General features: G+C 33.1%; 17 protein-coding genes. 4 read left to right on the top strand and 13 right to left on the bottom strand.

Annotated features, from left to right (window positions below; translation table 11 throughout):
- Nucleotides 1-1,196 precede the first annotated feature (1,196 nt).
- The 6 genes from KQI85_RS12190 to KQI85_RS12165 all read right to left on the bottom strand — a co-directional run bounded on the left by KQI85_RS12190 (nt 1,197) and on the right by KQI85_RS12165 (nt 9,977).
- On the bottom strand, nt 1,197-1,616 hold the full coding sequence (locus KQI85_RS12190) for an HIT family protein (RefSeq protein ID WP_216576354.1): 420 nt from the start codon (nt 1,614-1,616) through the stop codon (nt 1,197-1,199).
- 899 nt (nt 1,617-2,515) lie between these two features.
- Nucleotides 2,516-4,669, bottom strand: a complete 2,154-nt coding sequence (gnpA, locus tag KQI85_RS12185) for a 1,3-beta-galactosyl-N-acetylhexosamine phosphorylase (RefSeq protein WP_216576353.1) — start codon at nt 4,667-4,669, stop codon at nt 2,516-2,518.
- 12 nt (nt 4,670-4,681) lie between these two features.
- The gene (locus KQI85_RS12180; RefSeq protein ID WP_216576352.1) at nt 4,682-5,731 is read right to left on the bottom strand and encodes a glycoside hydrolase family 105 protein; all 1,050 of its coding nucleotides are present in this window, start codon (nt 5,729-5,731) and stop codon (nt 4,682-4,684) included.
- A gap of 594 nt (nt 5,732-6,325) precedes the next feature.
- Nucleotides 6,326-8,029 carry an extracellular solute-binding protein gene (locus tag KQI85_RS12175; RefSeq protein WP_216576351.1) on the bottom strand — a complete coding sequence of 568 codons (1,704 nt, stop codon included), beginning with the start codon at nt 8,027-8,029 and terminating at the stop codon, nt 6,326-6,328.
- Nucleotides 8,030-8,075: 46 nt separating this feature from the next.
- On the bottom strand, nt 8,076-9,005 hold the full coding sequence (locus KQI85_RS12170; RefSeq protein ID WP_253293879.1) for a carbohydrate ABC transporter permease: 930 nt from the start codon (nt 9,003-9,005) through the stop codon (nt 8,076-8,078).
- Between the two features lie 15 nt (nt 9,006-9,020).
- Nucleotides 9,021-9,977 carry a sugar ABC transporter permease gene (locus KQI85_RS12165; RefSeq protein ID WP_216576350.1) on the bottom strand — a complete coding sequence of 319 codons (957 nt, stop codon included), beginning with the start codon at nt 9,975-9,977 and terminating at the stop codon, nt 9,021-9,023.
- 496 nt (nt 9,978-10,473) lie between these two features.
- Between KQI85_RS12165 and KQI85_RS12160 the strand changes: the two genes are divergently transcribed.
- Together KQI85_RS12160 and KQI85_RS12155 are read left to right on the top strand one after the other, a co-directional pair.
- Nucleotides 10,474-11,412 carry an AraC family transcriptional regulator gene (locus tag KQI85_RS12160; RefSeq protein ID WP_216576349.1) on the top strand — a complete coding sequence of 313 codons (939 nt, stop codon included), beginning with the start codon at nt 10,474-10,476 and terminating at the stop codon, nt 11,410-11,412.
- Nucleotides 11,413-11,441: 29 nt separating this feature from the next.
- Nucleotides 11,442-13,259, top strand: coding sequence for a GDSL-type esterase/lipase family protein (locus KQI85_RS12155; RefSeq protein WP_216576348.1), 1,818 nt, complete (start codon nt 11,442-11,444; stop codon nt 13,257-13,259).
- A 155-nt stretch (nt 13,260-13,414) separates the two neighbouring features.
- On the opposite strand, the gene KQI85_RS12150 is transcribed toward KQI85_RS12155, so the two are convergent.
- On the bottom strand, nt 13,415-13,810 hold the full coding sequence (locus KQI85_RS12150) for a transcriptional repressor (RefSeq protein ID WP_216576347.1): 396 nt from the start codon (nt 13,808-13,810) through the stop codon (nt 13,415-13,417).
- 459 nt (nt 13,811-14,269) lie between these two features.
- Between KQI85_RS12150 and KQI85_RS12145 the strand changes: the two genes are divergently transcribed.
- Complete coding sequence (locus tag KQI85_RS12145; RefSeq protein WP_216576346.1) at nt 14,270-14,812, top strand: rubredoxin-like domain-containing protein; 543 nt, start codon at nt 14,270-14,272, stop codon at nt 14,810-14,812.
- Between the two features lie 245 nt (nt 14,813-15,057).
- Here KQI85_RS12145 and KQI85_RS12140 read toward each other — a convergent pair whose 3' ends face one another.
- From KQI85_RS12140 to KQI85_RS12130, 3 genes are all read right to left on the bottom strand, one after another.
- Nucleotides 15,058-16,917: a zinc ribbon domain-containing protein gene (locus KQI85_RS12140; RefSeq protein ID WP_216576345.1), complete on the bottom strand. Its 1,860-nt coding sequence runs from the start codon at nt 16,915-16,917 to the stop codon at nt 15,058-15,060.
- Nucleotides 16,918-17,439: 522 nt separating this feature from the next.
- A complete protein-coding gene (locus tag KQI85_RS12135) occupies nt 17,440-18,201 on the bottom strand; it encodes an AIM24 family protein (RefSeq protein WP_216576344.1) in 762 nt (253 codons plus the stop codon).
- A gap of 313 nt (nt 18,202-18,514) precedes the next feature.
- Nucleotides 18,515-20,104 carry a DEAD/DEAH box helicase gene (locus KQI85_RS12130; protein WP_216576343.1) on the bottom strand — a complete coding sequence of 530 codons (1,590 nt, stop codon included), beginning with the start codon at nt 20,102-20,104 and terminating at the stop codon, nt 18,515-18,517.
- 397 nt (nt 20,105-20,501) lie between these two features.
- Between KQI85_RS12130 and KQI85_RS12125 the strand changes: the two genes are divergently transcribed.
- Entirely contained in the window at nt 20,502-21,170 is a 669-nt protein-coding gene (locus tag KQI85_RS12125; protein ID WP_216576342.1) for a hemolysin III family protein, read from the top strand.
- Nucleotides 21,171-21,829: 659 nt separating this feature from the next.
- Here KQI85_RS12125 and KQI85_RS17000 read toward each other — a convergent pair.
- The 3 genes from KQI85_RS17000 to KQI85_RS12110 form a co-directional block, all read right to left on the bottom strand.
- The gene (locus tag KQI85_RS17000; protein ID WP_216576341.1) at nt 21,830-22,696 is read right to left on the bottom strand and encodes a peptidoglycan DD-metalloendopeptidase family protein; all 867 of its coding nucleotides are present in this window, start codon (nt 22,694-22,696) and stop codon (nt 21,830-21,832) included.
- A 102-nt stretch (nt 22,697-22,798) separates the two neighbouring features.
- Nucleotides 22,799-23,857: a SpoIID/LytB domain-containing protein gene (locus tag KQI85_RS12115; protein ID WP_216576340.1), complete on the bottom strand. Its 1,059-nt coding sequence runs from the start codon at nt 23,855-23,857 to the stop codon at nt 22,799-22,801.
- Nucleotides 23,858-24,115: 258 nt separating this feature from the next.
- On the bottom strand, nt 24,116-26,578 hold the full coding sequence (locus KQI85_RS12110; protein ID WP_216576339.1) for a glycogen/starch/alpha-glucan phosphorylase: 2,463 nt from the start codon (nt 26,576-26,578) through the stop codon (nt 24,116-24,118).
- Nucleotides 26,579-26,645: the final 67 nt, after the last annotated feature.

Below are 26,645 nucleotides of genomic sequence, written 5' to 3'. Positions count from 1 at the left end.
ATGTGAAAATCAATTCCCCAGTTAATTTTATATATTAAGTTCTTCGTTTTGCCTTATTTTCTAAGGCTTTGCCTCAACAGCAAGATAGATGATATCATACCATACAAGTTATGTCAACCTCTTTTTTAACTTTTTTTATTTATTTTTTAATATTCTATTTTTAAGATGATTAATTGACAAGACATCTGAGAAAAAACAGTATCGAAAGATACAACACAAAAAAGATGTAACACTATACTATGTATATAATTTTTCATTTTTCCCTGTTCACTCTCATAGACAATCCTGCATGATTTTTACTGTCAGGTTTAGTTTGTAATCATACATTATTCTCAGGCTTTCAACTACAGATATATATAAATTTTTTTAACTAAGAGCTTTTATTACCAAGCAATCCAACGTTCTCATTATTATATTCAAATTCTAGGTGTGCTTTGGTAAATTTCTGTCTTTCAACCTAGAAGTATAGCCAACCTTTCTAAAATATTATTATTATAAGATTCATTCCTGATTACAAATCATCACTGTAGAATTTGTGTATAATATTGAAGTTCCAGGCGAAACTCTAACTGATAATGGAAATAACAAAAATAAAAATAAAAATTCTCTATGAATAAGAACGTAAAACAATCGTTTATAGGAATTTCACCTATGAGATTATTCATTGAAATGATGCAATATAAAGCTCAGAATGTTGGACTTAATGTTATTCTAACCGAGGAATATTTGACTTGTTGTTGTTCTAACTTAAGAATATTTGACTTGTTGCTATTCTAACTTAAGAATATTTGGCTTGTTGTCATTCTAACTGTGGAATATTTGACTTGTTGTTATTCTAACTGTGGAATGTTATGCAAGTGGAAGAAGGTTTTTAGAGAATAATGAGAGCCAGTTAAAGCTATACAAGACATGTACGATAATAGATAGCTAGAAAGTTTTTAGAGAATGATGATCCGGTTAAAGCTAATTACAATAAGGTTTGCATAATATATAGAAGTTTGTTTGTAACAAAAGGATAAAGATAAATGTCTATGTTAATGGTTCTTATCGGATTATTCAGTTTCTTATATTACAGATAGTTGCAAAATACTAATTAGGCATAGTCTTTTACAACTATCTGTTTAGAATTTATATTATGTGGTAGGGCTTATTGTGAGCTACCCATCACCTAAAGGTAGTGGGTTTTACGCTCTAGCTTATAAATTTTCTTTTATCTTTGCAATAATCTCGTCATATTCTTCATCTTTAAGATATACTCGATCTGGATTCATTAAGAATACTCCTCCCCATTCAAATTCATCTTTGTATTTTGGTGTAAGATGAAAATGAAGATGATGTCCTGTATCTCCATATGCTCCATAGTTGACTTTGTCTGGATTGAAAGCTTTCATAATAGCTCTTGCTACTCTTGCTACATCTTCAAAGTATGCACTTCTCTCCTCGGCTGTAAGTTCATTCATATCGCCTACATGTTTCTTGTGTGCAACGATACATCTGCCTTTGTGGCTCTGTTCTTTGAATAAATATACTTTTGAAGTCTCCAATTCACAAATTTTAATTCCAAACTTTGCTACAAGTTCACCTTCAACGCAATATGCGCAATTGTTATCTACCATAATGTTTTTTCCTTTCAAGAAAATTATTTTACAATTACATTGTAAGTGCTTACATTATAATTATATACATTCTGCCATTACAATTCAACTATTTTTATCATTTCTTATATTACAAGTTAACCTGTCTGTTCATATCATGCTCGTACTATCTCTGTTGTATCTGTGTCATGTATTGATATGTTTATTTATCAATATCAACTTACTGTTCATGTCTTTTCGACACTATTTTTGTCACTCACAAACAAACTTCTATATCTTCCGCGAACCTTATTGTAATTAACTTTAACCAGCTCTTTCTTGTCTAAGCAAGAAAATTTGCATGGTTGTAGAAATTCTTTGATTTATTTGAAATCAAGAATTTTTTAGTAACTGTACCTAGTTTTCAAGTTTTTTCTTTTGCTTAGATGTTGAAACTCTGATGTAAAGATACTTTTTTCTCTAGATATCTTTATTTAGCATTTTGTAAGCATTATTGGTATCATAATCATATCAAAGAATTAGTATAGTGTCCTTTTTCTATGCTAATGCGATACATATTCTTAAAAAATAAATCCCAGGCTTCAAAAAACCTGGGATTTACGGTAAAATATTAGTATGCTACTACGTAATAAATTACAAAAAGTTTATAATTCAAATCAGTCACTGCCTGTTCATAACGAGCTATTCGTTTCTGTAGTGAACTACCCATCACCTAAAGGTAATGGACTTTTAAGGAGCTGTGCTCCTATTTAAGAAATTACAAAAGGTTATAATTCAAATCAGTCACTGTCTGTTCATAACGAACCATTCGTTTCTGTAATAACTCACAAAAAGGTTATAATTTAAACCAAAGTGGATATCAACTAAATTTTGTCTTTATTATCGCTTTTACAATTCTATTATCTTTGTATCATAAGCTTTTACAATTCTATTATCTTTGTATCATAGGCTTCTACTTCTACTGTAACTTTTCCACCCTCTGTATCTATGCTTGTGTTCTGTGTTGTGTTACTGTTATTGATTACTACAAGCATATTACTTGCCGGATAATATGCACATTCTGTATTGCTGTTATCTGTTAAGTATCTGCCATTAAGTCCTTCTCCTGATGCAAGTAGTATTGTATTAAGAAGCATTCTTGTATTGGCAAGGTTTATTTCATAGGTAGAGAGATATACTCCTTTTCCTTTTCCAAATTCATTTATTGTGAATGTCGGGATTCCTTTTTCTTCTTTTAATACTTTGGCTTTTCCATCTGTAAGATACATTTTTTTGTTGTTAGTCTTTACATAAGCTCCTGTTGGGAAAAGTCCTGTTTCTTCTTCGATGTCATAATCCCATCTTCCATGGCATACTCTCTCTCCTGTATCTTCATCAACTCCAAGAACGTGTGCCATTCTAAAGTATGTATCATAGCCTTCTACTGCTGATGGTTCGTTTACACCGATGAATGCACCGCCTTCATATACCCATTGTGTAAGTATTGTGACTGCTTCATCATCTTTCCACATGTCTCCGCCGCTCCATGCACTTTTTGCATAACCTGCGTTGATTACTACATCTACATCTTTTAACGCACCTTTTTTGATGTCTTCCATATTAATGAATCTGACTGATACAGGTAGTCCTGACAATGATTCGTTGATATGAATAAGATCGTGCATATATGTCTCATGGAAGTGTCCCGAAAGTGTCCATGAGCGTAACTTGCCCCAACTGTGAAGTACTGCTACTTTTGTCTTAATCTCGTATGGTGCGCCTTTTTTGTGGAAGTCTTTTACTGTTCTGAATTCATCTGCCACTTTCTCAATGTAATCGCAAAAATCTGGAAATGGTTCTACAAGGTGAAGATATCCTCCAAGTCCTATTCTGTCTACCGGCTGGCGTAAAAGTGCTCGCCTTATACTATTCCAGAACTTTTTAGCTTCAAGTGTAGGATCTCCTCCTTCCATAAATGTTGGTGCACCTCCAAGTCCTACTGGAAAGAGGTATGGATGAAGCCTTAATTCGTGGGTTGCAACTTTTGCTCCGGCACAGAGTCTCGCTTCGTATCCGGAAAATACACATTTTATCAACCCGTCAAATCCAAAATCTGTAAATCTATCGCTGTATGGTTCTACACCTACCCAGCTGTCATCATAGAATACATAGGCTTTTTTGCCATACTTGTGAACTATGTCTATTAATTTTTTACCAAATGTTACTACGAAGTCATTAATGAACTCCATCCAGTCTGTTTTTTTCTTATTGCCCGGCATATGTGTTACATGTAACTTGCCCTGATTTATAAAATCTTCTGCGGTAAGGGTATAGCCGTATTTTTGTGAAAATTCATCAAGAGCTTTCGGACTTACTGTAAAATCATACGATGCCCAATCTGAAAAAAGATTTCTGTTGCGTTCACTGCTGCCCCATATCCATACAAAATTATAAAACATTGATGTGAATCTTACTACAGTTGTCGCAGGATGTGTCTTACACCATTCTTCCATCCATTCTGTCATATATTGCTGTGTTTCTATATATCTTGGATCAATCTGCATAAGATGTTCTTTGTCCCAGTTATTGGTTGTATGGTTGTACATTGATATCTCTTCCCATATTCTATATGCAAGGAAACTTACTGTATATTTATGGAAAGGTGTTATATCCTTAATTGTTACTGTGCCTTTTTCTGTGTCTACTGTATAATTGGCTGATGAGATCAGCTTATTGGATGTTCTGTCATATACTTGCATATAGCGTAGTGCTTCTTCTGTATAATTGATGCTAAACTGCTCTGCGAAAAAATCTTTCATAAGTTCTATGGTAAGTTCTCTTTCTGTGCTTACCTGTGGGCTTGTCATAAGGAATGTCTGCTGAAGTTTGTCCATATTCTTCTTAGCCCATTCATTATGATCTCTTATTATGCAGATCGTTGAGTATATTCCGTACCCTGCATTGATTATCTCATCCGAGAGTACTGTGCCATCGCTGTCTCTTATTACATCTGCTCCCCATTTTTTTGCCATCTTTAATGTTAAATCTTCATATCCGGATTCACCTGGTAAAGTGAAACTGCCTTTCATTCCCATTGCCTCTTCCTCCTATAATGCACCGTCTCTTACAAACTGGTCTGCGCCAAGTGCTCCTGCAAATAATGCAAGTGCAAGTCCCTGTCCCCAGCCCTGGATCCAGTCTCTTGATATGTTTCTGTATCCGTCTCTGTCTTTCATTACTGCTGTTCCACCAGATACATTCATTACTTTTCCGTCAGAATTAACATTATCTAGCACTCCTCTTATAGCTTTATTGATATATTTGCTATGAAGTGGATTACCTCTTGTTAACATTCCGGCTGCAATTCCGGCTGATGCTGATACTTCTTCATAGGATTCTTCATCATCAAGAATTGTTCTCCATAATCCATTTTCTGTCTGCAATGTCTTGATTGTTGATAACTGTTCTCCGAGACTTCCTGCTACATCCATATATTTTGGATAGAGATAACATTCAGGTAATCTTCTTCCTACCTGTGACATTGTATATGTTGCCCATGCATTGGCTCTTCCCCAATAGAATCCTGACATATGATCTTTATTTATGTTGTTATATCCATGATACCAAAGTCCTGTTTCAGGATCCTGAAGATATTTGATATGCCAATAATACTGGTTAAGTGCATCATCTATAATGTCTTTATCATCCTTCATAACACCAACTCTTAATAAGAAAAATGCTGCCATAAATAATGTATCTGCCCACGCCTGTTCCGGAAAATCATTATTAGCTGATACTGTATGTTGAAGAACATTGTCACCAAAACGTAGTGCTTTTGTTCTTAAGTATTCTACTTTGCTATCTATAATATCCATGTACTTCTGATCTTTTGTTGCCTCATATAATGTTATAAGGCAATGTCCCATTGAACATGTATTGACTGTCCATGTTGGAAGTCCAAGTTCTATAAGTTCATCTACTCTATCTTTTAATAATTTGAGATATTCTTCGTTCTTAGTAAGGTCATATACTTCACATATTCCATAGTATGCAACGCCACATGGCCAGTCCCATACCATATCCATCTTCATTGTTTTTCTTACTATTCTATCTACTGCTTCTTCTACTTCTTTTCTGTCAAATTCCAGTTTTAACATAATATTCCCTCCTGATTTTTATATATTTATTTCTTCGTGTTAAATATATCCTGTCTATATTATCAATATAAAATTGGTAATATTATAGTTTTAGTTTTGTTAGTTCTTGTTTTATTAGTTCTCGCTTTGTTAGTTCTTGCTTTTACTAATTTTTATTACCTTGTATTTTTCAATTTGTTATTCTCTTATATTTCTTTTTTTCTTTATAGCTGCAGTATTTCATATTAATATTGTTCTATTAATATTCTTCTATTAATATTTTCTATTAGTTTTTTTGTTAGTTTTTTCTATTAGTATTTTCTGTTAGTTTTCATATATTATTTTTACTATTTTTCTTTTGTATTTTCTTTTATAAAAAGCCCCTGGCACAGATGCAAGGGGCTTTTTATTTTTAACATATCGCTCTGTATTTACCCCAGACGATATTGTCTATTTTGATTTAGTTGTTTAACTATTTCTTTTGATTTAGTTTTTTAACCATTTCTTTTAATTTAGTTTTTTACTATTTCTTTTGATTTGGTTTTTTAACTATTTCTTTTAATTTAGTATTTTAACTTAGTTTGTCAAATTGTTTGAGCATTTGCAATTAATATACTAGTTTGGTTTGTTTGCTACATTACCATCTTTTAATGCTTCAAGTCTCTCATCAATGATCTCTTTGTAACCTGCGTCTAAGTATTCTTTGCTATATTTCTCATATAAGCTATCGAATTCTGATGGATCACATTTTACAAGTTCTGCATAGTATTCCTGATATAAGCTTAATAATGTTGCATTGTATTCACTTTCTGAATCAATTACTACTGTAAAGATTGGATCTGTATAAGCTCTTCCTGAATCAGCAATATCTTTTAATTCATAGTAATTATCAATGATGTCCTGTGTAAAGTCCTGAGGAAGTCCCTTAGGTGAGATTGCTTTGATTGCATCTTCAATTGTGTTACCAATTGTCTTTGAAGCATGTACGATACATGTCATATCAATGTTACAGTTGTGGTTAAGCATGTCATCGCCTCTGTATGAAGCATCTACTTCTGGAATTCCATCAACCATTGTATATGTCTTGCCTTCGATACCATTTTCAAGTGTGAATAATACATCGTCCTGGCTCATCCATTCCATGTACATCCAAGCTGCTTTTAACTGATCTTCTGTTGCAAGTGAGCTGAAACCAACAATCATACCAAATGGGTTATCTGCTCTAAGTGTTGCTTCTGCTACACCTTTTTCATTAACTACATAGTTGCTTGCAAGTGCAAGTTCTGCACCTGGGTTGTTCTCATAGAATGCTGTTAACCAATCTACCTGTGCTGACATATATCCAGCATAGCTGAATGATTTACCATTAACGAAATCTGATTTTACATCTTCGTCTTTTGCAAGGTCGAATTCTTTTGATGTATATCCTTTGTGATATTCATCATTAGCTCTCTTAATCATTGCTTTTGTTGCATCCCATGTAAAGCAAGGTGTACCAAGTGATGAGTACTGTGCCCATTCTTCTTCATCTACAGGATAATCTCTGAATGAGAAGTTATTAACATAAGCTGCTGTTGGTAATGCTGTACTTACTGGTGCTTTGTCTGTAAGTCCTGCTGCAATAATTGCATCTAAGCAGTCACAATATTCTTCGTATGTTGTAGGTACTTCTTTACCTATTTTGTCTAACCAGTCTTTTCTTACGAATGTACAGTATGTATAACTTGTTTCATTATATGCTCTTTCTGATAATACAAAATATGATTTTCCATTTAAATCTGTATACTGTAACTGATCATTTTCTACCATCTTGTTATAGTATGTAGGTGCTACTTTTGCGAATTCATCAAGGTCGATTTCCTGCATTGCACCATCATTAGCCCACTGAGCTACTTTTGGGAAGTCATATTCCATAAGGATTGTTGGTGTCTGCTCAGCTGCGATTAACATTGAGTATTTTGTCATAACATCTCCACGAGGAATTGCTACATAATCTACTTCGATATTATATTTATCACCAAATTCTGACTGTACCCATTTTGTCCAATAGTTATCATCGACTGCTGGATAACCGTCTTTACTTCTGTCATAAACTGGAACTGTGATAGTTACTTTATCTGAGAATGGTTCCCATGAATCCATTCCTGTTGCACTATCATCTTTTTTGTCATCGGCTTTTGACTCTTCAGCTTTTGACTCTTCTTTTGTGTCTTTTTTGTCATCTGTCTTAGTCTCTTTGCTTCCACATCCTGCGAAACTACCAAGAATCATAGCTCCTGTCAATGCTAAAGCTACAGTTTTTGTGATTTTCTTTCTCATAAAAATATCCTCCTTTAATATGCCATACCCTTTTATATACTAAAGATTAGCCCTTAACGGCACCAATCATAGCACCTTTAACAAAATATTTCTGTAAAAATGGATAAATACAAATAATTGGTATTGTTGCGAACATTACTGATGCTGCCTGTAATACTTCCGGTGTACTTACAACTTCTGCTGCCTCACTAAAACTTACTGCATCTGATCCACTATTAAGTACCATATTTGAAAGTAATAACTGTATTGGCTGTAATGCTTTTTTAGTTATGTAGTATTTTGCATCTGCATATGCATTCCAACGACCTACTGCATAGAACAATGAAAGTGTTGCTATGATAGGTTTTGAAAGCGGAAGTACAATTCTTGTAAGTATCTGGAAGTTAGTTGCTCCATCAAGGAATGCGGATTCTTCCAAACTGTCAGGAATTGATGACTGTAAGTAACTCTTCATAATAAGCATGTTATATGGAGAGAAGATAAGTGGTAAAATAAGTACCCACATATTATCAAGTAAATGTAAGTCTTTCATAAGTAAGTACTCTGGAATAAGACCTGCACTAAAATACATTGTGAACATAAGAGCAAGTGAGAAAAAGTTTCTTCCTTTTAATCTCTTCTTTGATAATGGATATGCCGCACATATTGTAACTACCATACCAAGTATTGTGAATATTATTGTTACAAGTACTGAGTACCACATTGAATGTACAAGCTGTCCGTCTTTAAATACTGTATTATAGGCATCCCAGTTAAATCCTTTTGGCCATAAGTAAACTGATTTTGCAAGTACTGCCGAGTTACTGCTGACTGATTTGGCTGCTAAGTGTAAGAATGGAATAACACATGTCATACACAAAAGTGCTATAATTATCATAATTATAATGTCGCCAATTTTTATTTTATTAACGCCATGAGAATCTGAGCGTTCAACTTCTGCATCTCTGGCTACTGCTACTGTCTTTTTTGCCATCATCTTTTCACCCCCCGATTATATCAGTCCATCTTCACCAAGTGCTTTGGCAAATCTGTCTGCTGCGATTACAAGAACAAGTCCAACAAGTGACTGGAACAGACCAACTGCTGTTGCTCTTGAGAAATTCATTCCTGCAAGACCTTTTTCATAGATATATACAGCTAACTGATACTGAAAATCTTTAACCTGAACGTTACCGAATGAATCAAGTCTTTCGAAGTTACTTCCCATTACTCGTCCAAGATTCATAATAAGAAGAGTTACTGTTGTTGTTCTGATTCCAGGAAGTGTAATATGTTTTATCTTAGCCCATCTTCCTGCACCGTCTACTGTTGCTGCTTCATATAATTCTCCATTAATACCTGTGATTGCTGCTAAGTATATGATAGTTCCCCATCCCATTGACTGCCATACACCGATAAGCAGATAACTTATTGCCCAGTGCCATTTTTCTGTAAGGAATGGAATACCTGAATCTATAATGCCATTCTTTACTAATAAGATATTAACAAGACCACTTTCAGGTTTGAATAGTGTATATCCTACACTTGCTACGATAACCCATGATAAGAAATGTGGTAAGTATAATATTGTCTGTGTTACTTTTTTGAACTTTGGAAATCTAAGTTCATTTAAAAGAATTGCCAGTATGATAGGTACTGGGAATCCAATGAATAAATCTAAGAAATTAAAGATAATTGAATTTTTAAGTGCTCTTAAGAAGTCTTTATCTTTGAATATCTTCTTAAAGATTTCAAATCCTACGAATTCGCTTCCTGCATATCCCTTAGCAGGTTTGTAATTGTAAAATGCCATTCTCAATCCCGGATAAGATGCATACTTGAATACCACTACAAGTAATACCGGTACAATAAGCAGTAAGTATAACTGCCAGTCCCTTTTCAGTGCAACTTTCCAGGATGTTGTTGTTTTTGCCTGAACTGCTGCCTGATTGTTTTTGTTCTTTCCCATACTTTGCCTCCTCGAATTTTATCGTCCCGAAAACTATTGGTAATTTTTGCTAATTACTTTTTTTGTTTTCCGTTTCATTACATATATATTACACAATTTTTTAAAATATTTCTATGCAATTTTGTTAAAAAACTATGCAAAAATAACCATCTTTTTAAAAAAGGCAGAAAAACAACGACTTTTTTTGTTGTTTTTTATGTTTTTCTTTGTCAATGTCTTGGATTGTTTCGCTTTTTTGCATAATTTGTTGTATTTTTTTTGCAATCCTATGGTTGAAATTACTATTTTTTCGTATTATAATATGGTTACAATTGAATACAGACAACAAAACAAACACAAACGCAGATTTTAATACTTATATTGTGGTTTTGTAATCTTTCATAGGATTATGGTTTCTTTAAGCTTCATCAAAAGCACCAGTCCTAAGTCTTTGAATGTTATTAATATGAAATGATTACTTGTTTTTATATTCTTTTGGTTATAGGGAGGGAAAAATATGCCAAAACAGAAAATCATAACTGAGTATCGCCACTATACACTGCCAATAAGCTTTCCTGTTCTTATATTAGATGAGGATCGCTTAAAGATCTCTGATGAAAAAGCAGAATATCTGCATTTTCATAATTGTCTTGAAATTGGTATATGTCATTCTGACAGCGGATATCTTGAAGTTAATGGGAAGGTCTTCGAGTTTAACGCAGGTGATATGATATGTATTCCAAGAAACTTTGTTCACACAACTTATAGTAAACCTGGTGTAAGAAGCGAATGGTCATATATATTCCTTGATACAGATGAGTTATTCAAGGGATTATTAGCTAATTCTGACTTTTTTGATCAGTTTACTACTATGGCTTCCAATTTTAAATGTATTATATATAGAGATGAATATCCTGAACTTCATTATCTTGTTCATTCTATTTTAAAAGAGAATAAGCATCAAAAAACCGGATATCTTAGTAATATCAGGGCTTTTCTCTTAGCTACATGCATAGAGATAATGCGAATTCAGGAAACATATACAAAAGAAAATATTAATAATGATGTTGTACATAATGATAACTTACTTGTTATCTCGCCTGCACTTAATTACATATATAGAAATTATAATCAACAGTTTCATGTAGAACTTCTATCTGATATGTGCCACTTAAGTGCCACACACTTTAGAAGACTTTTTAATCAGATGGTAGGAACTACTCCTCTTGATTTTATCAACAGCATAAGGATTAACAAAGCATGTCAGTATCTTCGTGGTACTGAGTATTCTATTATAGCTGTCTCAGAGCAGGTTGGTTTTCATTCAGTATCAAGTTTTAACAGATATTTTATCAAAGTGATGGGGATATCTCCAAGAGAATGGCGACACAGAGCTAAGCAAAGTGATGCTAAACCAGATAAATTAACTGTTCTTGAACTTGCAGGATGGCAATAATTACTAATAATTATCAGGAGGATATTTCTATGTATTGCAAAACTTTTGCGTTTAGCTCTGCTCTAAACGGATATGATCATCTTGTAAAACCAGATGAACTATATAATGATGAGACCGGTTATGGTTTTTATACCGAAGAATTACGAAAAAAAGATGAAAAATTCACTTACCCGGAGATAAATAGTGGATTTGAGCCTTATTATTGGTATACCGGTGAAAAACTTACTTATATTAAAGAATATGCACATGGTGTAACTATAACTAATGAGAAAGCAAGAGAGGGGATGATTCCCCTCTCTTTCAAAGTTAAAGTTCCTCATGCCGGTAACTACCTTGTCGAAGTCACTATTCATAATGACGATAAAGCTATAAATTCGCCTATGCTTTTCTTAGGAAGAAGAAAATTATATGACTGCAAAGATATTATAAAAGAAAACGAAAATTATACCTTTCGTTCACTTATGAATGTATGCAGTATAATCCCAAGGAATCAGACTAAAGCTTATGCTGATGACACAATAGATATTACACTTACAGGCAATCTTCCTAAACTTACTTCTGTTACAATCAGGGAAGTTAAGTGTAATACTATATATATCGCCGGTGACTCTACTGTTACTGATCAACCGGCTTCATATCCTTATATTCCTGTAAAAAGTTATTGTGGATGGGCACAGATGCTTGGTATGTATCTACATGACGGATATTCTATATCAAACCACTCACATTCAGGACTTACAACCGAATCTTTTCGTTCTGAAGGTCACTACCAGATTATTAAAGATAATATAAAAGCAGGTGATTATGTTCTATTCCAGTTTGGTCATAATGATCAAAAACTGCCAAAACTTGCTGCATATACAGGTTATTATTCTAATCTGAAAAAATATATAGAGGAGATTCTCTCCTATGGTGCTAATCCAATTATCGTGACGCCTATCGGAAGAAATACCTGGAAAGGCATTGATAATAGTTACAATGATCTTCTAGAAAACCATGCCAATGCCTGCATTAGTGTAGCAAAAGAAATGAAAGTGCCACTTATAGATCTTCACAAACGCAGTATTGATTTTATCAAAACTCATGGACTTGATGACTCTAAACGTTATTTCTTCTATAATGATTTTACACATACTAATGATTATGGTGCTTATGTAATGGCAGGTTTTGTCGCCAAAGAACTAAAAGGAGATGGGCTTCCATTCTCAGATTATATTGATACTTCTGTATATGAATTAACGCCACCACCTTGTAACGAAACTGCACATCCACCAAAAGGATATGAAAATATAACCCTTCCATCTGATATGGAGCCATTCAAGCCTCATTTTACTGATATAGATAATATACCAGAAAAAGAAGATATTATAAGACTTGCCAAATCAGGAATTATACCTTGCGATGACGTCTTTCGTCCTAATGATATAATCACAAGAGTTGAAGTCTTATCAATGGTTACTAAATGTGTCAATTTCGTTCCTGTCAATGTCTATAATGATATGTATAGTGATGTTGTAGGACATGAATGGTATGCCGGCACTGTTGAATGTGCATATATGAATGGTATCGTTGATAAAGCACTTATTGATGGCGATAAATTTCTTCCTCTGTCAGATACTACTAACGAGATGCTTATATCATATATAATTAATGGACTTAAGAGCCGAAAGACTTTTGATTTTGCTAGTAGCTGCGATACATCTTATAACTGCAGCAAATGGAGTGAGCAATATATATATACTGCCAAAAAGCTCGGCTTAATTAATAAGACTTTTGAACCACTTAAAAAAACAGATAGAAAGACTGCTGCTTCCTATCTGTGTAAACTTCGTGATATGATATTATAATAGTAAGATATCCATATCAAGCATTTGCTATATAAAACACTAACTTAATATCAAGCATTTGCTATGTAAAGCACTAACCTAATACCAAACTTATTACATATTTGAATTATGGATTGTTAGACAACCTGTTCAAATATGAAGTTAAGCATTATAGTCTAATTATCAGCTTTATTCATACATTCCGGGCACAGTCCATAGAAAAATGTACTGTGTCCTTCTATTTTGCCTAAAAAATTCTTAGCTGCTACTTCATTAATATAATCTATATCTTCCATCTCAAGATCTATTACGCTATTACATCTTGTGCATACAAAATGATAATGTGGCATAACATTGCCATCAAAATGTTCTGCGCCATCACTTGTTGGCACTTTAATCGCTTCACCAATATCTACAAGAAGAGAGAGATTCCTGTATACCGTACCAAGACTTATATTAGGATATTCTTTTCTAATATTATTGTAGACTACATCTGCAGTCGGGTGATCTTTTCTTGTCATAAGAAAAGTTTTAATTGCTTCACGCTGTCTGCTATATTTTAAATTTGCCATATATTACCTCCTATTAAATAGATATACTCTCGGAATCTTCTTTAAGCAAATAATTCTAGCTATATTTGCGATATGCTGCTTCCATTTTCTCGTCGTACACACTGCGAAAATGTTATTGCATATCAAAAATTTATCTCAGAATTCTTCATTTAGAAGATTCCGAGAGTACATATAGCTTATTAATAAGTAATTACTAAATACCTTTTTATAATAGTATTTCCTAATAAAAACATACAATCTTAGGAATACTAATATCGTATATTAGATTTCCACTCAATAATAGTAACTGTTATCATTATATTACATTACATTTGCTTTTATGTCAATCAGATTTGTTCCGATAATTATTACAAATACTGTTGACAAATGATTTTATTTGTGATATTTTAATATCAGTAACAATTACTATTATTATTTTAAAGGAAATAAAAATTTATATAAGAAAAGGAGATATAACGTATGAGTAAATTTGTATGTCAGGTATGTGGTTATGTATATGAAGGAGAAGAAGCACCAGATTTTTGCCCACAGTGTAAAGCTCCAAAGTCAAAATTCACTGAGCAGTCAGGTGACAGAACATGGGCTGCAGAACATGTTGTAGGTGTTGCCAAAGGTGTAAGTGAAGATATTATTGAAGATCTTCGTGCTAACTTCCAGGGTGAATGCAGCGAAGTTGGTATGTACCTTGCAATGGCAAGAGTAGCTTACAGAGAAGGATATCCTGAAGTTGGTATGTATTATGAAAAAGCTGCTTATGAAGAAGCTGAACATGCTGCTAAATTTGCTGAATTACTTGGAGAAGTTGTAACTGATTCAACTAAGAAAAATCTCGAATTAAGAGTTGAAGCTGAGAATGGTGCAACTGCTGGTAAAACTGATCTGGCTAAACGTGCTAAAGCTGCTAATCTTGATGCAATCCACGATACAGTTCATGAGATGGCAAGAGATGAAGCAAGACATGGTAAAGCTTTTGAAGGTCTATTAAAAAGATATTTTGGCTAAAAGATTCTTTGACTAAGAGTGGCTTTGGCTAATCATAAGAAGTAATCCCTGTGATTCTCTTATAATCGGCTGTGGCTCTAGGCCTATAATAACGCAATATAACATAGATAGATATGTTATTAATAATTATGGTTACTATTAACAATTGTATACTTAGATTAAAAAGAGAAGGATAGCAACATTAAGTCTGCTATCCTTCTTCTTTTGGGCTCTTTGTCAAGAGCGGGGGAAATTATGTCTATTTACTATTCGATTGTCTCAATTCCATCAAACTTAAGAACACTTCCATCTTCAAGACTTATTCCCGGTTCAAATTGAATCACTTTATCTTTATATCTTATTTTTACTCTTACTGATGGTACTATATCACTTGTATTACAACATATACTCACTGGTTTTTGTGATGCAGTTAAAAGTTCTGTCTCTCTAAGGTTGCCATTATCATCAAGTTCAACATGGTATACTTCAATAATTGTATCCTGATATTTTGGAATAACTACATACCATTCTTCATTATATGCATCCTCAACTTTATCAAAATCTACATCTTTCATATTGTATTTTTCACAAAAAGCTACCATATTACTTGCCTTCTCATCATCACCATAACCTGCAAAATACAGACTTGCATATATGTCATCCTTATTACTGTCAATTGTTGTATAATAATCATTTACTGTTTTAACATCGTCTGTCTTCTCTTCTATATTGTCATCATATTCATAGCGTTCATAGTTATATCCTATTATCGCATTAAATGCTTCTGCAATATCATTATATCCATCAAATGTATATGTTGTATATTCTGAATTTTCTTCATAGTAATTAAAAGTTGCATTTTTTATAGGCAGCTTGATATCATCACAATCAACCGTTGCTTTTCCTTCACTATCAATCAATACATCTTTAAACTCAACTGATGTATAATATACTTCTGTCTTATTAAGGTTCTCATCAGGATTATTAATATTAGCAGTTACAGCATATATCATATATACAAGATTATTATCATAATAATTGCTCTTTTCTTTCAGACGAAAGAAGTAATTGCCTTCATAAGTTGCTGATACATATGAAGTATGCTCACCATATTTTGCTACATTCTCTCTTATCTTATTAATACTTGCATCAAGCATCTTCTCTTTGGTACTCTCTGGTATCTCATCATAAGTCTTAGCATAATATGAAAGTCCTTCGACTTTGAATTCCTTAGTTGTCTCCTTTGGTGTACCACCAATCAACTCTACAATATCATCTCTGCCTGCGTTATTAAATGTCACAGTAACAGTATCACCATTAGATAAATCTGTATCTTTGTCAATAGAATATTGCATATTATAGAGTCTTGATGATGAACTATTCTCATTAACAACTCTTGCTTTTCCAAAAGGTTCTGTTCCGGCATACTCTACTTTTATATTCTCGAATACATCTATATCCTTAGTATCTGGCAAGTCTTTAACTTCGTACTCAATATCACTATATTTGAGTGTATATCCAAAAATGTGCTTTACAAGTTTATCATCACACTTCCAGCTATATTTTACTTTATCTCCATTTGACAGATTATCATTTTTATCAAATGAACCTGATATACACAACTCAAATATCATATCTGTTGCATCTACATATGAATACTCTTTAAGTTTTTTCTTATTATCAAGCTTTTTACCATAATCTTTTTCAAACTTAGCTAAATCATAAGAATAAGTTACTGTTCCATAATGTTCACTACCTTCAAGCTTAATCTCAACATAATCATTAAGATTAATAACCCTGTTTTTTTTTAGATATGCTTTTGTTCCTACAAAACCTGCTGCAATAATCGCTAATAATGCTATCACTGCCAGTATAATCTTGCCTTTCTTTAATGGTTTTTTCTTATTAGTATTCTGATTGTTATTATTAAAAGGAGGTTCAACTCCCATATTCCCCTGATAAAATGAAGGATCTGTCTGCATATTATTAAAATTAGCCCCATTATTAGTCGTGTTAAATTGTACCTGTTTATTCTGATTACTTGGCTCATTACTTATTCTACTTCCACATTTAGTGCAGAATAATGACCCTTGTGCAACTTCTGCATTGCAATTTCTACATCTCATTGATTATTCCTCCTGCATGAATACTCATTTTTGTATTCAATTTTCTTAATTGGTATGATACAAGAATTGATTTCTTTTTCTAGTTATCATTCGTGTTGATTATGTTCTTACTAACTAAATTATTAAATCTGATTTGATAAAAATGTTATACTTATACTTCTTATAATAAATCTGATTTTTATTCTATCATAGTTTTATTTTTTATACAATAGACTAATTAGTGTATACAATATTTTTTATATTTTGGATTATTTGTGATTAGATATTTCATCTATATACATCAACAAGTCAGAGTTTATATTCTTTATTATTACGAGTATAAACTCTGGCTTTGTATATAGCTATTGATATGTGTATGCCAATGTATGATTTATGATTATATATTTTGATGCTAGCTTAAATTGTTGTATGTCAGTGTTTGTTTTTCTTATTTGTTTTATATTACAATTTATTAATTCTATTATGTCTGAACTATCTATATCTTATTTACTTACTAAGTATCTTTTAATATGTTTTTATCTGCTAAAATCTTACAGGTGCCATAAGAATTCTTCCTGTTCCTCTGTATACATTAACAAGTCCTTCACCTGAAACTGCTGAACCGATAAGGCTCTTAGTTGAACGTTCAACTGTGAAGCTAAGTGTCTGTGACCAGCATACTGCCATGCTTCCGTCAATCTTAATCTCATCATTTTCAAGATTAATCTCTATAAGTTCTTCTCTTGGTACAGGACTTTCAAGAACTACAACACCCTGACCATTCATACATAAGTTAAATAATCCTTCACCACCGGCTACTGCTGATGAGAAATTAGCTCTTGATACAATATTATGATTAACTGTTGCTGCACTTGCGAGGAACATTCCGTCTTCTATAACAAGACCATTCCAGTTAGCTGCATTCTCAAGAAGTATATACTTAGTTGTTGGCTCTAACATTAAAAGACCATTACCTGAATATTTTGGTTTTACAGCTGATTCATTAGTTACTCTTCCTTTTATAGCTTTTGAGAAAAGATCTCCAACACCTTTTACATCTGAAGTTGCTGTTACATTACCAGCCATCCACTGCATTGCTCCTGCACTAAGAATGTATGAATCACCTTTTAATTCAATAAGAACCTGACGTACTCTGTGATTCATCTTCTCTGCAAAGTATGCTGCCATCGCTTCGCCTGGTGAATGAACACTCATATCTTTCTTGTATTCATATACTCTTACATTTCCCATTCCTGCAACTTGCTCTACATTTGGATTGTCAAAAAAATTCTTGATAGATATCATATTTATCTCTCCTTATATTTATATATTTATTGTACCCTTTTAATTATTTATACCGATTGTTTATATTTTATATCGGCTTTGTTAACATCTTCATGTCGAGGCTGCAACCTAAGCTGCAGCCTACCCCTTATTAATTATTTACAATAGCTGTTACCCTATCAGCTATTATGCCTTAGACATATCCCCATATATCTAAGACCGTTCCCCTTCGAACTTCCTTAATTATATCAGAACTGATTTTTCTTTCCATAGCAAAAAATGCACGATATTTTTTAATATCGTGCATCCATACAAAGACATTTGACTTTTAGAATTATTTATGATTAGCAGGTTCTATATTAACTGATTTACCTTTTATCTTAACATTCTTCATCGCTTTAAGTACGTCTCTTGCATATTCTCCAGGAACTTCAACAAATGTATACTTATCATACATATCTATGCTTCCAACTAACTTACCTGGCATACCTGATTCTCCGGCTATCGCTCCAAGAATGTCTCCCGGGCGTATATTCTGCTTCTTACCAATGTTAATGAATAATCTTACCATTCCAGGTTCTGCACCTGTATCTCCAAAGTCTTCATTCGCTTCAACATCAGAATCACTATTATCGACTCCTAATTCCATCTTTAAGAATGCAGCAGCAAGATCAAGTGATGTATAATCTTCAACATCAAGTTTGTTCTGAATGTATTCTACCATCTTTGATAAATCTTCTTCTTTAATTATATTACTTACTTTTTCAAAAATATTCTCTATCTTTGTATTGGCTACATCATCCATTGATGGAACCGGCATAAGTTTAATCTTTGTCTTACAATAACGCTGAATATCTTTTAACTTATACATCTCTTTTCCATATACGAATGAGAATGCCATACCTGTACGGCCTGCACGACCTGTTCTTCCTATTCTGTGTACATAATATTCTTCATCCTGAGGCAAATCATAGTTGAAAACTGCTTCAACATCATCAACGTCAATTCCTCTGGCTGCAACGTCTGTTGCTACAAGAATCTCTGTTTTGCCATTTCTAAAGCTGTTCATTACTCTGTCTCTTTGTGACTGCTTAAGATCTCCATGAAGACCTTCTGCAAAATATCCACGTCCCTGAAGTGCTGATACAAGTTCATCAACCATTCTCTTTGTATTACAAAATACAAGTGAAAGTTTTGGTGCATATATATCAAGCAATCTTGAAAGAACTTCTTCCTTATTCTTTTGTTTTACTTCAAAGTAAAACTGATCTATCTTTGGAACTGTAAGTTCTTTTTTTACTACTTTTATTGTCTCTGCATCATGCTGATATTTTCTTGCTATCTCAAGTATTGCTTTTGGCATCGTTGCTGAGAATAATATTGTCTGTCTTTCCTGTGGTATCTGTTCAAGAATTGTCTCTATGTCTTCTCTAAATCCCATATTAAGCATCTCATCTGCTTCGTCTAGAATAATTGTCTTTACTGTATCAAATTTAACAGTCTTTCTTCTCATATGATCCATTACTCGACCTGGTGTACCGATAACAATCTGTGTACCAGCTTTAAGTGAACGAATCTGTTTTACGATATCCTGACCACCATAGATTGGAAGAATCTTAATTCCATGCATAAATTTTGATAATTTTCTGAATTCGTCTGCTACCTGAATGGCAAGCTCTCTTGTTGGACATAAAACTAATGCCTGTAATTTTTTTTCTTTAGGATCTATTTTCTCAAGAAGTGGAATACCAAATGCGGCTGTCTTACCTGTACCTGTCTGTGCCTGTCCAATAACATCTCTTCCTGTAAGTTCAACAGGAATTGCTTTTGACTGAATTGGTGAGGCCTCCTCAAATCCCATCTCTGTTACTGCTCTTAATATCTGAGGTGATAAATTTAACTCATCAAATCTAATTGTATCCATCTAAAATGTCCTTTCTATTCTTTTTTTATTATAAAAACTATACTAATAATAACTAGTAAATCTCTAACCCACCTTTGACCATATGCAAAGTTTTCCTACAAAAAAAATAGCTCCATAAACTTTAAAAGTTTAGAGCCTTGTTCTAAATCAGTAATCCATATAAAGTCACAGTAGCTAGAATAACAGATTTGAGAACTTATGTCAACAAATCTATGTATTAAACGTCTTAATTTTTTATTAAATGTATTGATTTTTATTGATCACTGGTGTAATATAGCTATATCAATACGTAGTATTTAATACTACATACTGAATTATTTGCATGTTATGATATGAGTTTAATGTATTCATATCTAGTTTTTATATTGTAATATTAATATTTGAGGAGGTCTATATTATGAATTTTAAAGTTAAAGAACCTGGTAGTGCAATTACTCATTTTATCGGAATGTTGATGGCAATATTCGCTGCAACTCCACTGTTAATTAAAGCTGCAACTGCACCTGATACTGTTCATCTTGTATCTCTTTCCATATTCATCGGAAGTATGATTCTTCTATATGGAGCAAGTACAATTTATCATACTTTTAATTTTTCCGAAAAGACCAATCAGATCTTAAAGAAGCTTGATCACTGTATGATCTTCATAATGATTGCCGGATCTTATACTCCTGTATGTCTTATCGTACTTGGTGGTAAAACAGGACTTATGTTACTTTCTCTCGTATGGGGTGTAGCTATTATGGGAATTATCTTCAAGTTGTTCTGGGTTAACTGTCCAAAGTGGGTATCATCTGTACTATATATCGCAATGGGCTGGATATGCGTACTTGCTTTTTCACAGATAATTGAAGCTTTAAGAGGTCCTGCTTTCTTATGGCTGCTTACCGGTGGTATCATATATACTCTTGGCGGTATCATATATGCTCTTAAATTACCTGTTTTTGATGCTCTTCACAAGAATTTTGGTACACATGAGATATTTCACCTGTTCGTAATGGCCGGAAGTGTATGTCACTTTGTTTTTATGTTTAAATATGTTGCTCTAATGCCACTTGTTCATTAAAACTTAGCAACATGCTTTTAATTACAATCATTCGCATTGTGATTATCAATATTAAGTAGTGTCAGTTATTTTGGCTCTTTGTCAAGAGCGAGGGGAATCCTCTATTGGAAACCTGGTGCATAGGTATCAGGTTTCTTTGATATAATTTGACACATTTAAAAAGGGAAACGGTATTTCTATCGTTTCCCTTTTTATGATTCTATTTGGAGATTTATTAAAAAAGCTTCCGGGGGATTAGTTATTGAACGCTATGCGTCGTAAAATTCCGGATTTGCTTATTTTTCATAATGCCATATATAATATATGATGCCAGGGTCAAAAGGTCTAAGCTAACATGAGCTTGCTCATATGTGAGTTAAAGACCTTGGGACCCGCCCCGATATGAGCATAAAAGTGGGATGACAATCCCATGATATGCGAATATGGGGGAGAATTGTGGGAGTGCATAGCACGGAGCAATTCGTAGGCATCAAAGTCGTGGCTTTTGCCCCCTACATCATAATATAGATGCCATACCTTATTATACTCATTTTTTTAATAGTTGTTCCTGTTGTCCTATGCATCTTATATATCTCATATTATGCACATAGCATTACTTTTACATATTTTATATTATATAAAACATTAATGTAATTACTTATATCCTTAACTTACATATTCTATTCAAAATATACTACAGGATCTTCTGGTTCATTATCTTTAAGTAATTGGAAGTAGAGATTATCTCCTTCTATTTTATAATATTTGGTTGGAGTAGCTATTGTTCCTATTGACTGCCCTTTACTTATAACATCGCCGGTACCTGCTGTAACTTCACTAAGCTGTCCATATTTGACTGTATATCCATCTCCTATATTAACTGTCATTGTTATTCCTGTCTCATCTAGTGTCTCAATGTTCTCAACAACTCCAGAAGCTGCTGCACATACACTGCTTCCATGTTCCGCTGATATAATAACTGCCGGATTGCATTTATATACTTTGAGTGTAGGAAAATATACTGTTTTATCCATACTATAATCAAGAACTATATTACCTATAACTGGCCATGACAGTGTCTTTTCTTCCGGGAATGTATAACTTATCGTCTGATTTATTGGAACTGCACTGTTGTTATCAACTGCTGCAATCTCCATATCCTGTTTTATCTGCTCATCATCTGATATGTCATCTGATTCTGTACCATCTGTAGTTTCTGCTATACTATCGCCTGCTTTTGCTAATTCTTTTTTCTCATCATCAGCATCACCGGTTCTGTCTGGCGATTTAAGATTTGTTGTATCGCCATCTTCATCTATAAGTGAATCTGCTGTATCTTTTTTTATATTGCTATTATTACTCTTATCCTCTGTATTATTCGCATATTCATCAGTTTCGTTAAGATTAATATAATTCTTATTATCACCTGTTTTTTGTCTGTTATAGACTGTCACTCCTCCAATTCCAATCACCCCGGCAAGTACAAGTGAGACAACACCCGATAACACTTTTTCTCTTGTTCCACTTTTCTTTTTTAAATTCTTCACTATAATCACCTCTCGTAATTATAGAGTTCCCACCTTATACTAATGTTATACTACTTATAATATAATTTTTGTCACTAATATGTTTTTGAATTGCTATAATCTTTATAATGTAACAAAGACTATTGACTGATAGAAATAGTTGATAATCTCTTCATACGTCTTATTATCTCTTGACATCATCTCAGCTCCATACAGGCTCATTCCAAATCCATGTCCTCTGCCTTTTGATACAATTCGTATTCCACCATTAAAGTCTTCTATGTAAAAACATTGTGATGGCAAATCAAATGTTTTTGCAAACTGTTCTCCACTTACAGTTTTATATCTCTTATCGCTCTCTTTATTACTCATAATTGCTTTGTCATCTGTATCTGCTGTCTTAATCATTACATTTCTTATATATCCGGCACTATATGTATCTGTTATATCAAAATCTGCTGCTGTATAGTTATCATTAAGTGTAATTTCAAATTCTTTGCTGATAATTTCTCTAAATTCATCATTTTTGTAATAACATAGTGTAAGAAATTCCGGTGCATTATAATCTTCTTTTACTGTAACGCTCTTTAGATATGCATAATCTTCTCCTTCCAAATCTGTTGCTCCATCTCTTGTCATTCCACCAGAACTCATACAGTAGAAACAGTCTACTGCTTTACCATTATATTCAATTATAATATTATCAGTCGCATCAACCGCCATATCAGCCTGTTTATCATAATCTGATGTATATTCATATCCACATTTTTCTTCGGTAATAATGTTTTCTTCCACATTTTCCTCTATTTTATATACATGTGTACGAATAATCACCGCTAGAGCTTTAGCTGTCTCATCACTTATCTCAAATTCAGTTCTTATCTTATTAAGTTCACAGCTAAGCGCTCCTTTTACATATTCATCTATTGCGATACAGCTCTTTTTTCCATCATCACTTAGATCTGCAACTTCAATCATTATGTTACTGTCTGTAACTTTGACTTTATTAATATCGCTTTCTTCTCTATCATTATATAATGTTACAAAAAAATATGGCAAAAACAATGTACATACTGCTAATAACGTACCAAAAAATATTTTCTTATATATATTTTTTCTTATTATATTGCTCACCTCATACTTAAGAGAATATATTCTCCAAACTCTTTTATTATTATTCATAATGTAAAATATACATTCATATTTATTCTACATCATATAATTATATGCTTATATTCTAATACTATTCCTGTTGTCTATATGCTTTTATCATATTTTTAGTTTAATATATATGAATATATATTTTTAGTACATGTATAGTATATTTCTATTATCTGTTTTGACTCCCACTTGACAAAAGCCTTGATTTTATCCGTACTCTTAATAAAAAGCAAAAAAAATAAGCTTAGACTAGTAAATAATCTAAGCTTATCTTGTATATTATCTGTTAATATTAATCTTATCAAGATGCCATACTTCATCAACATATTCCTGTATTGTTCTATCTGATGAGAACTTACCTGCACATGCTGTATTAAGCATTGCCATCTTACTCCATCTGTCTTTATCTTTATATAGATCATTAATCTTATTCTGTGCATCAATATATGATCTGAAGTCTTTAAGAATGAAATATGTGTCTGCTCTGTCCGAACTCTGAGTATTAAGCAGTGAATTATAGATATCTCTAAATAATTCTGGTTCATCAGGTGAATAAGTTCCATTAATTAACTGCATTAAAACTTTTCTTATATCCTGATCATTGTTAAAGATATCCATCGGATTATAACCGCCTTCATTCTCATACTTAATAACTTCATCAGCACTAAGTCCGAATATAACTGCATTCTCAGCTCCAACTTCTTCTACAATCTCAACATTTGCACCATCCATTGTTCCAAGTGTAATCGCACCGTTAAGCATAAACTTCATATTACCTGTTCCTGAAGCTTCCTTACTGGCTGTTGAGATCTGTTCACTTACATCACTTCCTGCAAATATTATCTCGGCATTAGATACTCTGTAATTCTCAATAAATACAACTTTTATCTTGCCGCCTATGGACTGATCATTATTTATAACGTCTGCAACACTGTTAATAAGTTTAATTGTAAGTTTGGCTCTCTTATATCCTGCTGCTGCTTTTGCACCAAATATGAATGTTCTTGGAACCATATCAATGTTTGGATTTTCCTTAATCTTATTATACAGATACATAACATGCAAAATATTAAGAAGCTGTCTTTTATATTCATGCAGACGTTTTACCTGTACATCAAATATTGAGTTAGGATCTACATCAATATTGTTATATTTTTTAATATATCTTGCAAGTCTTACTTTGTTCTGATGTTTGATATTCATAAATACTTTACGGCACTCCGGATCGTCAACATATGCTTTTAACTTACCAATCTCTGATAAGTCTGTAATCCATCCATCGCCAATAAGTGTTGTAATCCAATCAGCAAGGAGTGGATTGGCATGAAGAAGAAATCTTCTTTGTGTAATACCATTAGTCTTATTATTGAATTTTTCCGGCATCATCTCATAGAAATCTTTAAGTTCCTGTTTTTTAAGAATCTCTGTATGAAGTCTTGCAACACCATTGACTGAATATCCGGCAACAATTGCCATATTAGCCATTCTTACCTGACCGTCATATAGAATTGCCATCTTTCTAATCTTCTCTTCATTGCCAGGATATCTCTCAGCTACCTCACATACGAATCTTCTGTTAATCTCTTCAACAATCTGGTAGATTCTTGGCAATAGTCTTGAGAATAAGTCAATTGGCCATTTTTCAAGTGCTTCTGCCATTATTGTATGATTAGTATATGCACATGTTCTGTGTGTTATATCCCATGCATCATCCCATTCAAGTCCATAATCATCAAGAAGTACTCTCATAAGTTCTGCAACTGCAACTGTTGGATGAGTATCATTTAACTGGAATGTATAAGCATCCGGAAATTCCTTAAGATTATTATTATTTGCAAAAAACTTCTTGACTGCAAGCTGTACACTGGCTGATATGAAGAAATATTGCTGTTTTAATCTTAATTCTTTACCGGCATAGTGATTATCATTAGGATATAATACTTCTACTATATTCTTAGCAAGGTTCTCTTCTTCTACTGCTTTTTTGTAATCACCTCTGTCAAAAGAAGCCAGATTGAACTTCTGCATTGGTTCTGCATCCCATATTCTAAGTGTATTAACTACATGATTGCCATAACCTACTACCGGAATATCATAAGGGATTGCTATTACTGACTGATAATTCTCCTGAACATATCTGTCTCTTCCTGTGTCATCTCTATAACATCTTACATATCCGCCGAATTTTACTTCTGTTGCATACTCCGGACGTTTCATCTCGAATGGGTTACCATGAACAAGCCAGTTATCTGGTACTTCTACCTGATATCCATCTTCTATCTTCTGTGCAAACATACCATATTTGTACCTTATTCCACAACCGTAAGCTCCATATCCAAGTGTTGATAATGAATCAAGAAAACATGCTGCAAGTCTTCCAAGACCACCATTACCAAGGGCTGGATCTGGTTCTTCATCCTCGATAACATTAATATCAAGTCCGAGTTCATCAAGAGCTTCTTTCATCTTGTCATAATAGGTAAGGTTAATCATTGTATTGCCTAATGCTCTTCCCATCAAAAATTCCATTGACATATAAAGTACTTTTTTGCATTTTTGCTCTTCAAATGCTTTCTGTGTCTCGATCCATTCATCAATTACATAATCCTTAACCGAATATGCAACAGCCTGGAATATCTGCTGTTTATCGGCTTCATCAATTGTACGTCTAAAAAGTGTCTTCACATTATTACAGACGTCCTTTTTGAATTCTTCCTTATCAAAAACATTCTTTTCTGCCATAAAACTTTACCTCCCTTAAATTCTACCAATCATCCACAGTAGACATTTGCAAAATATAAGTGCGATT

Origin of the sequence: Falcatimonas sp. MSJ-15, assembly GCF_018918265.1 — a bacterium.
Taxonomy (GTDB): Bacteria; Bacillota; Clostridia; order Lachnospirales; family Lachnospiraceae; genus Falcatimonas.
Note: the sequence above shows the minus strand (reverse complement) of the source record. Positions and strands in the feature narration are given on the sequence as shown.

Bases quoted from the DNA above. Each gene is read 5' to 3' on its own strand.
- gnpA (WP_216576353.1), bottom strand. From the start codon at position 4,669: ATGGGAATGAAAGGCAGTTTCACTTTACCAGGTGAATCCGGATATGAA.
- KQI85_RS12190 (WP_216576354.1), bottom strand. From the start codon at position 1,616: ATGGTAGATAACAATTGCGCATATTGCGTTGAAGGTGAACTTGTAGCA.
- KQI85_RS12130 (WP_216576343.1), bottom strand. From the start codon at position 20,104: ATGGATACAATTAGATTTGATGAGTTAAATTTATCACCTCAGATATTA.
- KQI85_RS12150 (WP_216576347.1), bottom strand. From the start codon at position 13,810: ATGGCAAATTTAAAATATAGCAGACAGCGTGAAGCAATTAAAACTTTT.
- KQI85_RS12155 (WP_216576348.1), top strand. From the start codon at position 11,442: ATGTATTGCAAAACTTTTGCGTTTAGCTCTGCTCTAAACGGATATGAT.
- KQI85_RS12170 (WP_253293879.1), bottom strand. From the start codon at position 9,005: ATGATGGCAAAAAAGACAGTAGCAGTAGCCAGAGATGCAGAAGTTGAA.
- KQI85_RS12135 (WP_216576344.1), bottom strand. From the start codon at position 18,201: ATGATATCTATCAAGAATTTTTTTGACAATCCAAATGTAGAGCAAGTT.
- KQI85_RS12180 (WP_216576352.1), bottom strand. From the start codon at position 5,731: ATGTTAAAACTGGAATTTGACAGAAAAGAAGTAGAAGAAGCAGTAGAT.
- KQI85_RS12175 (WP_216576351.1), bottom strand. From the start codon at position 8,029: ATGAGAAAGAAAATCACAAAAACTGTAGCTTTAGCATTGACAGGAGCT.
- KQI85_RS12160 (WP_216576349.1), top strand. From the start codon at position 10,474: ATGCCAAAACAGAAAATCATAACTGAGTATCGCCACTATACACTGCCA.
- KQI85_RS12165 (WP_216576350.1), bottom strand. From the start codon at position 9,977: ATGGGAAAGAACAAAAACAATCAGGCAGCAGTTCAGGCAAAAACAACA.
- KQI85_RS12115 (WP_216576340.1), bottom strand. From the start codon at position 23,857: ATGAATAATAATAAAAGAGTTTGGAGAATATATTCTCTTAAGTATGAG.
- KQI85_RS12110 (WP_216576339.1), bottom strand. From the start codon at position 26,578: ATGGCAGAAAAGAATGTTTTTGATAAGGAAGAATTCAAAAAGGACGTC.
- KQI85_RS12140 (WP_216576345.1), bottom strand. From the start codon at position 16,917: ATGAGATGTAGAAATTGCAATGCAGAAGTTGCACAAGGGTCATTATTC.
- KQI85_RS12145 (WP_216576346.1), top strand. From the start codon at position 14,270: ATGAGTAAATTTGTATGTCAGGTATGTGGTTATGTATATGAAGGAGAA.
- KQI85_RS12125 (WP_216576342.1), top strand. From the start codon at position 20,502: ATGAATTTTAAAGTTAAAGAACCTGGTAGTGCAATTACTCATTTTATC.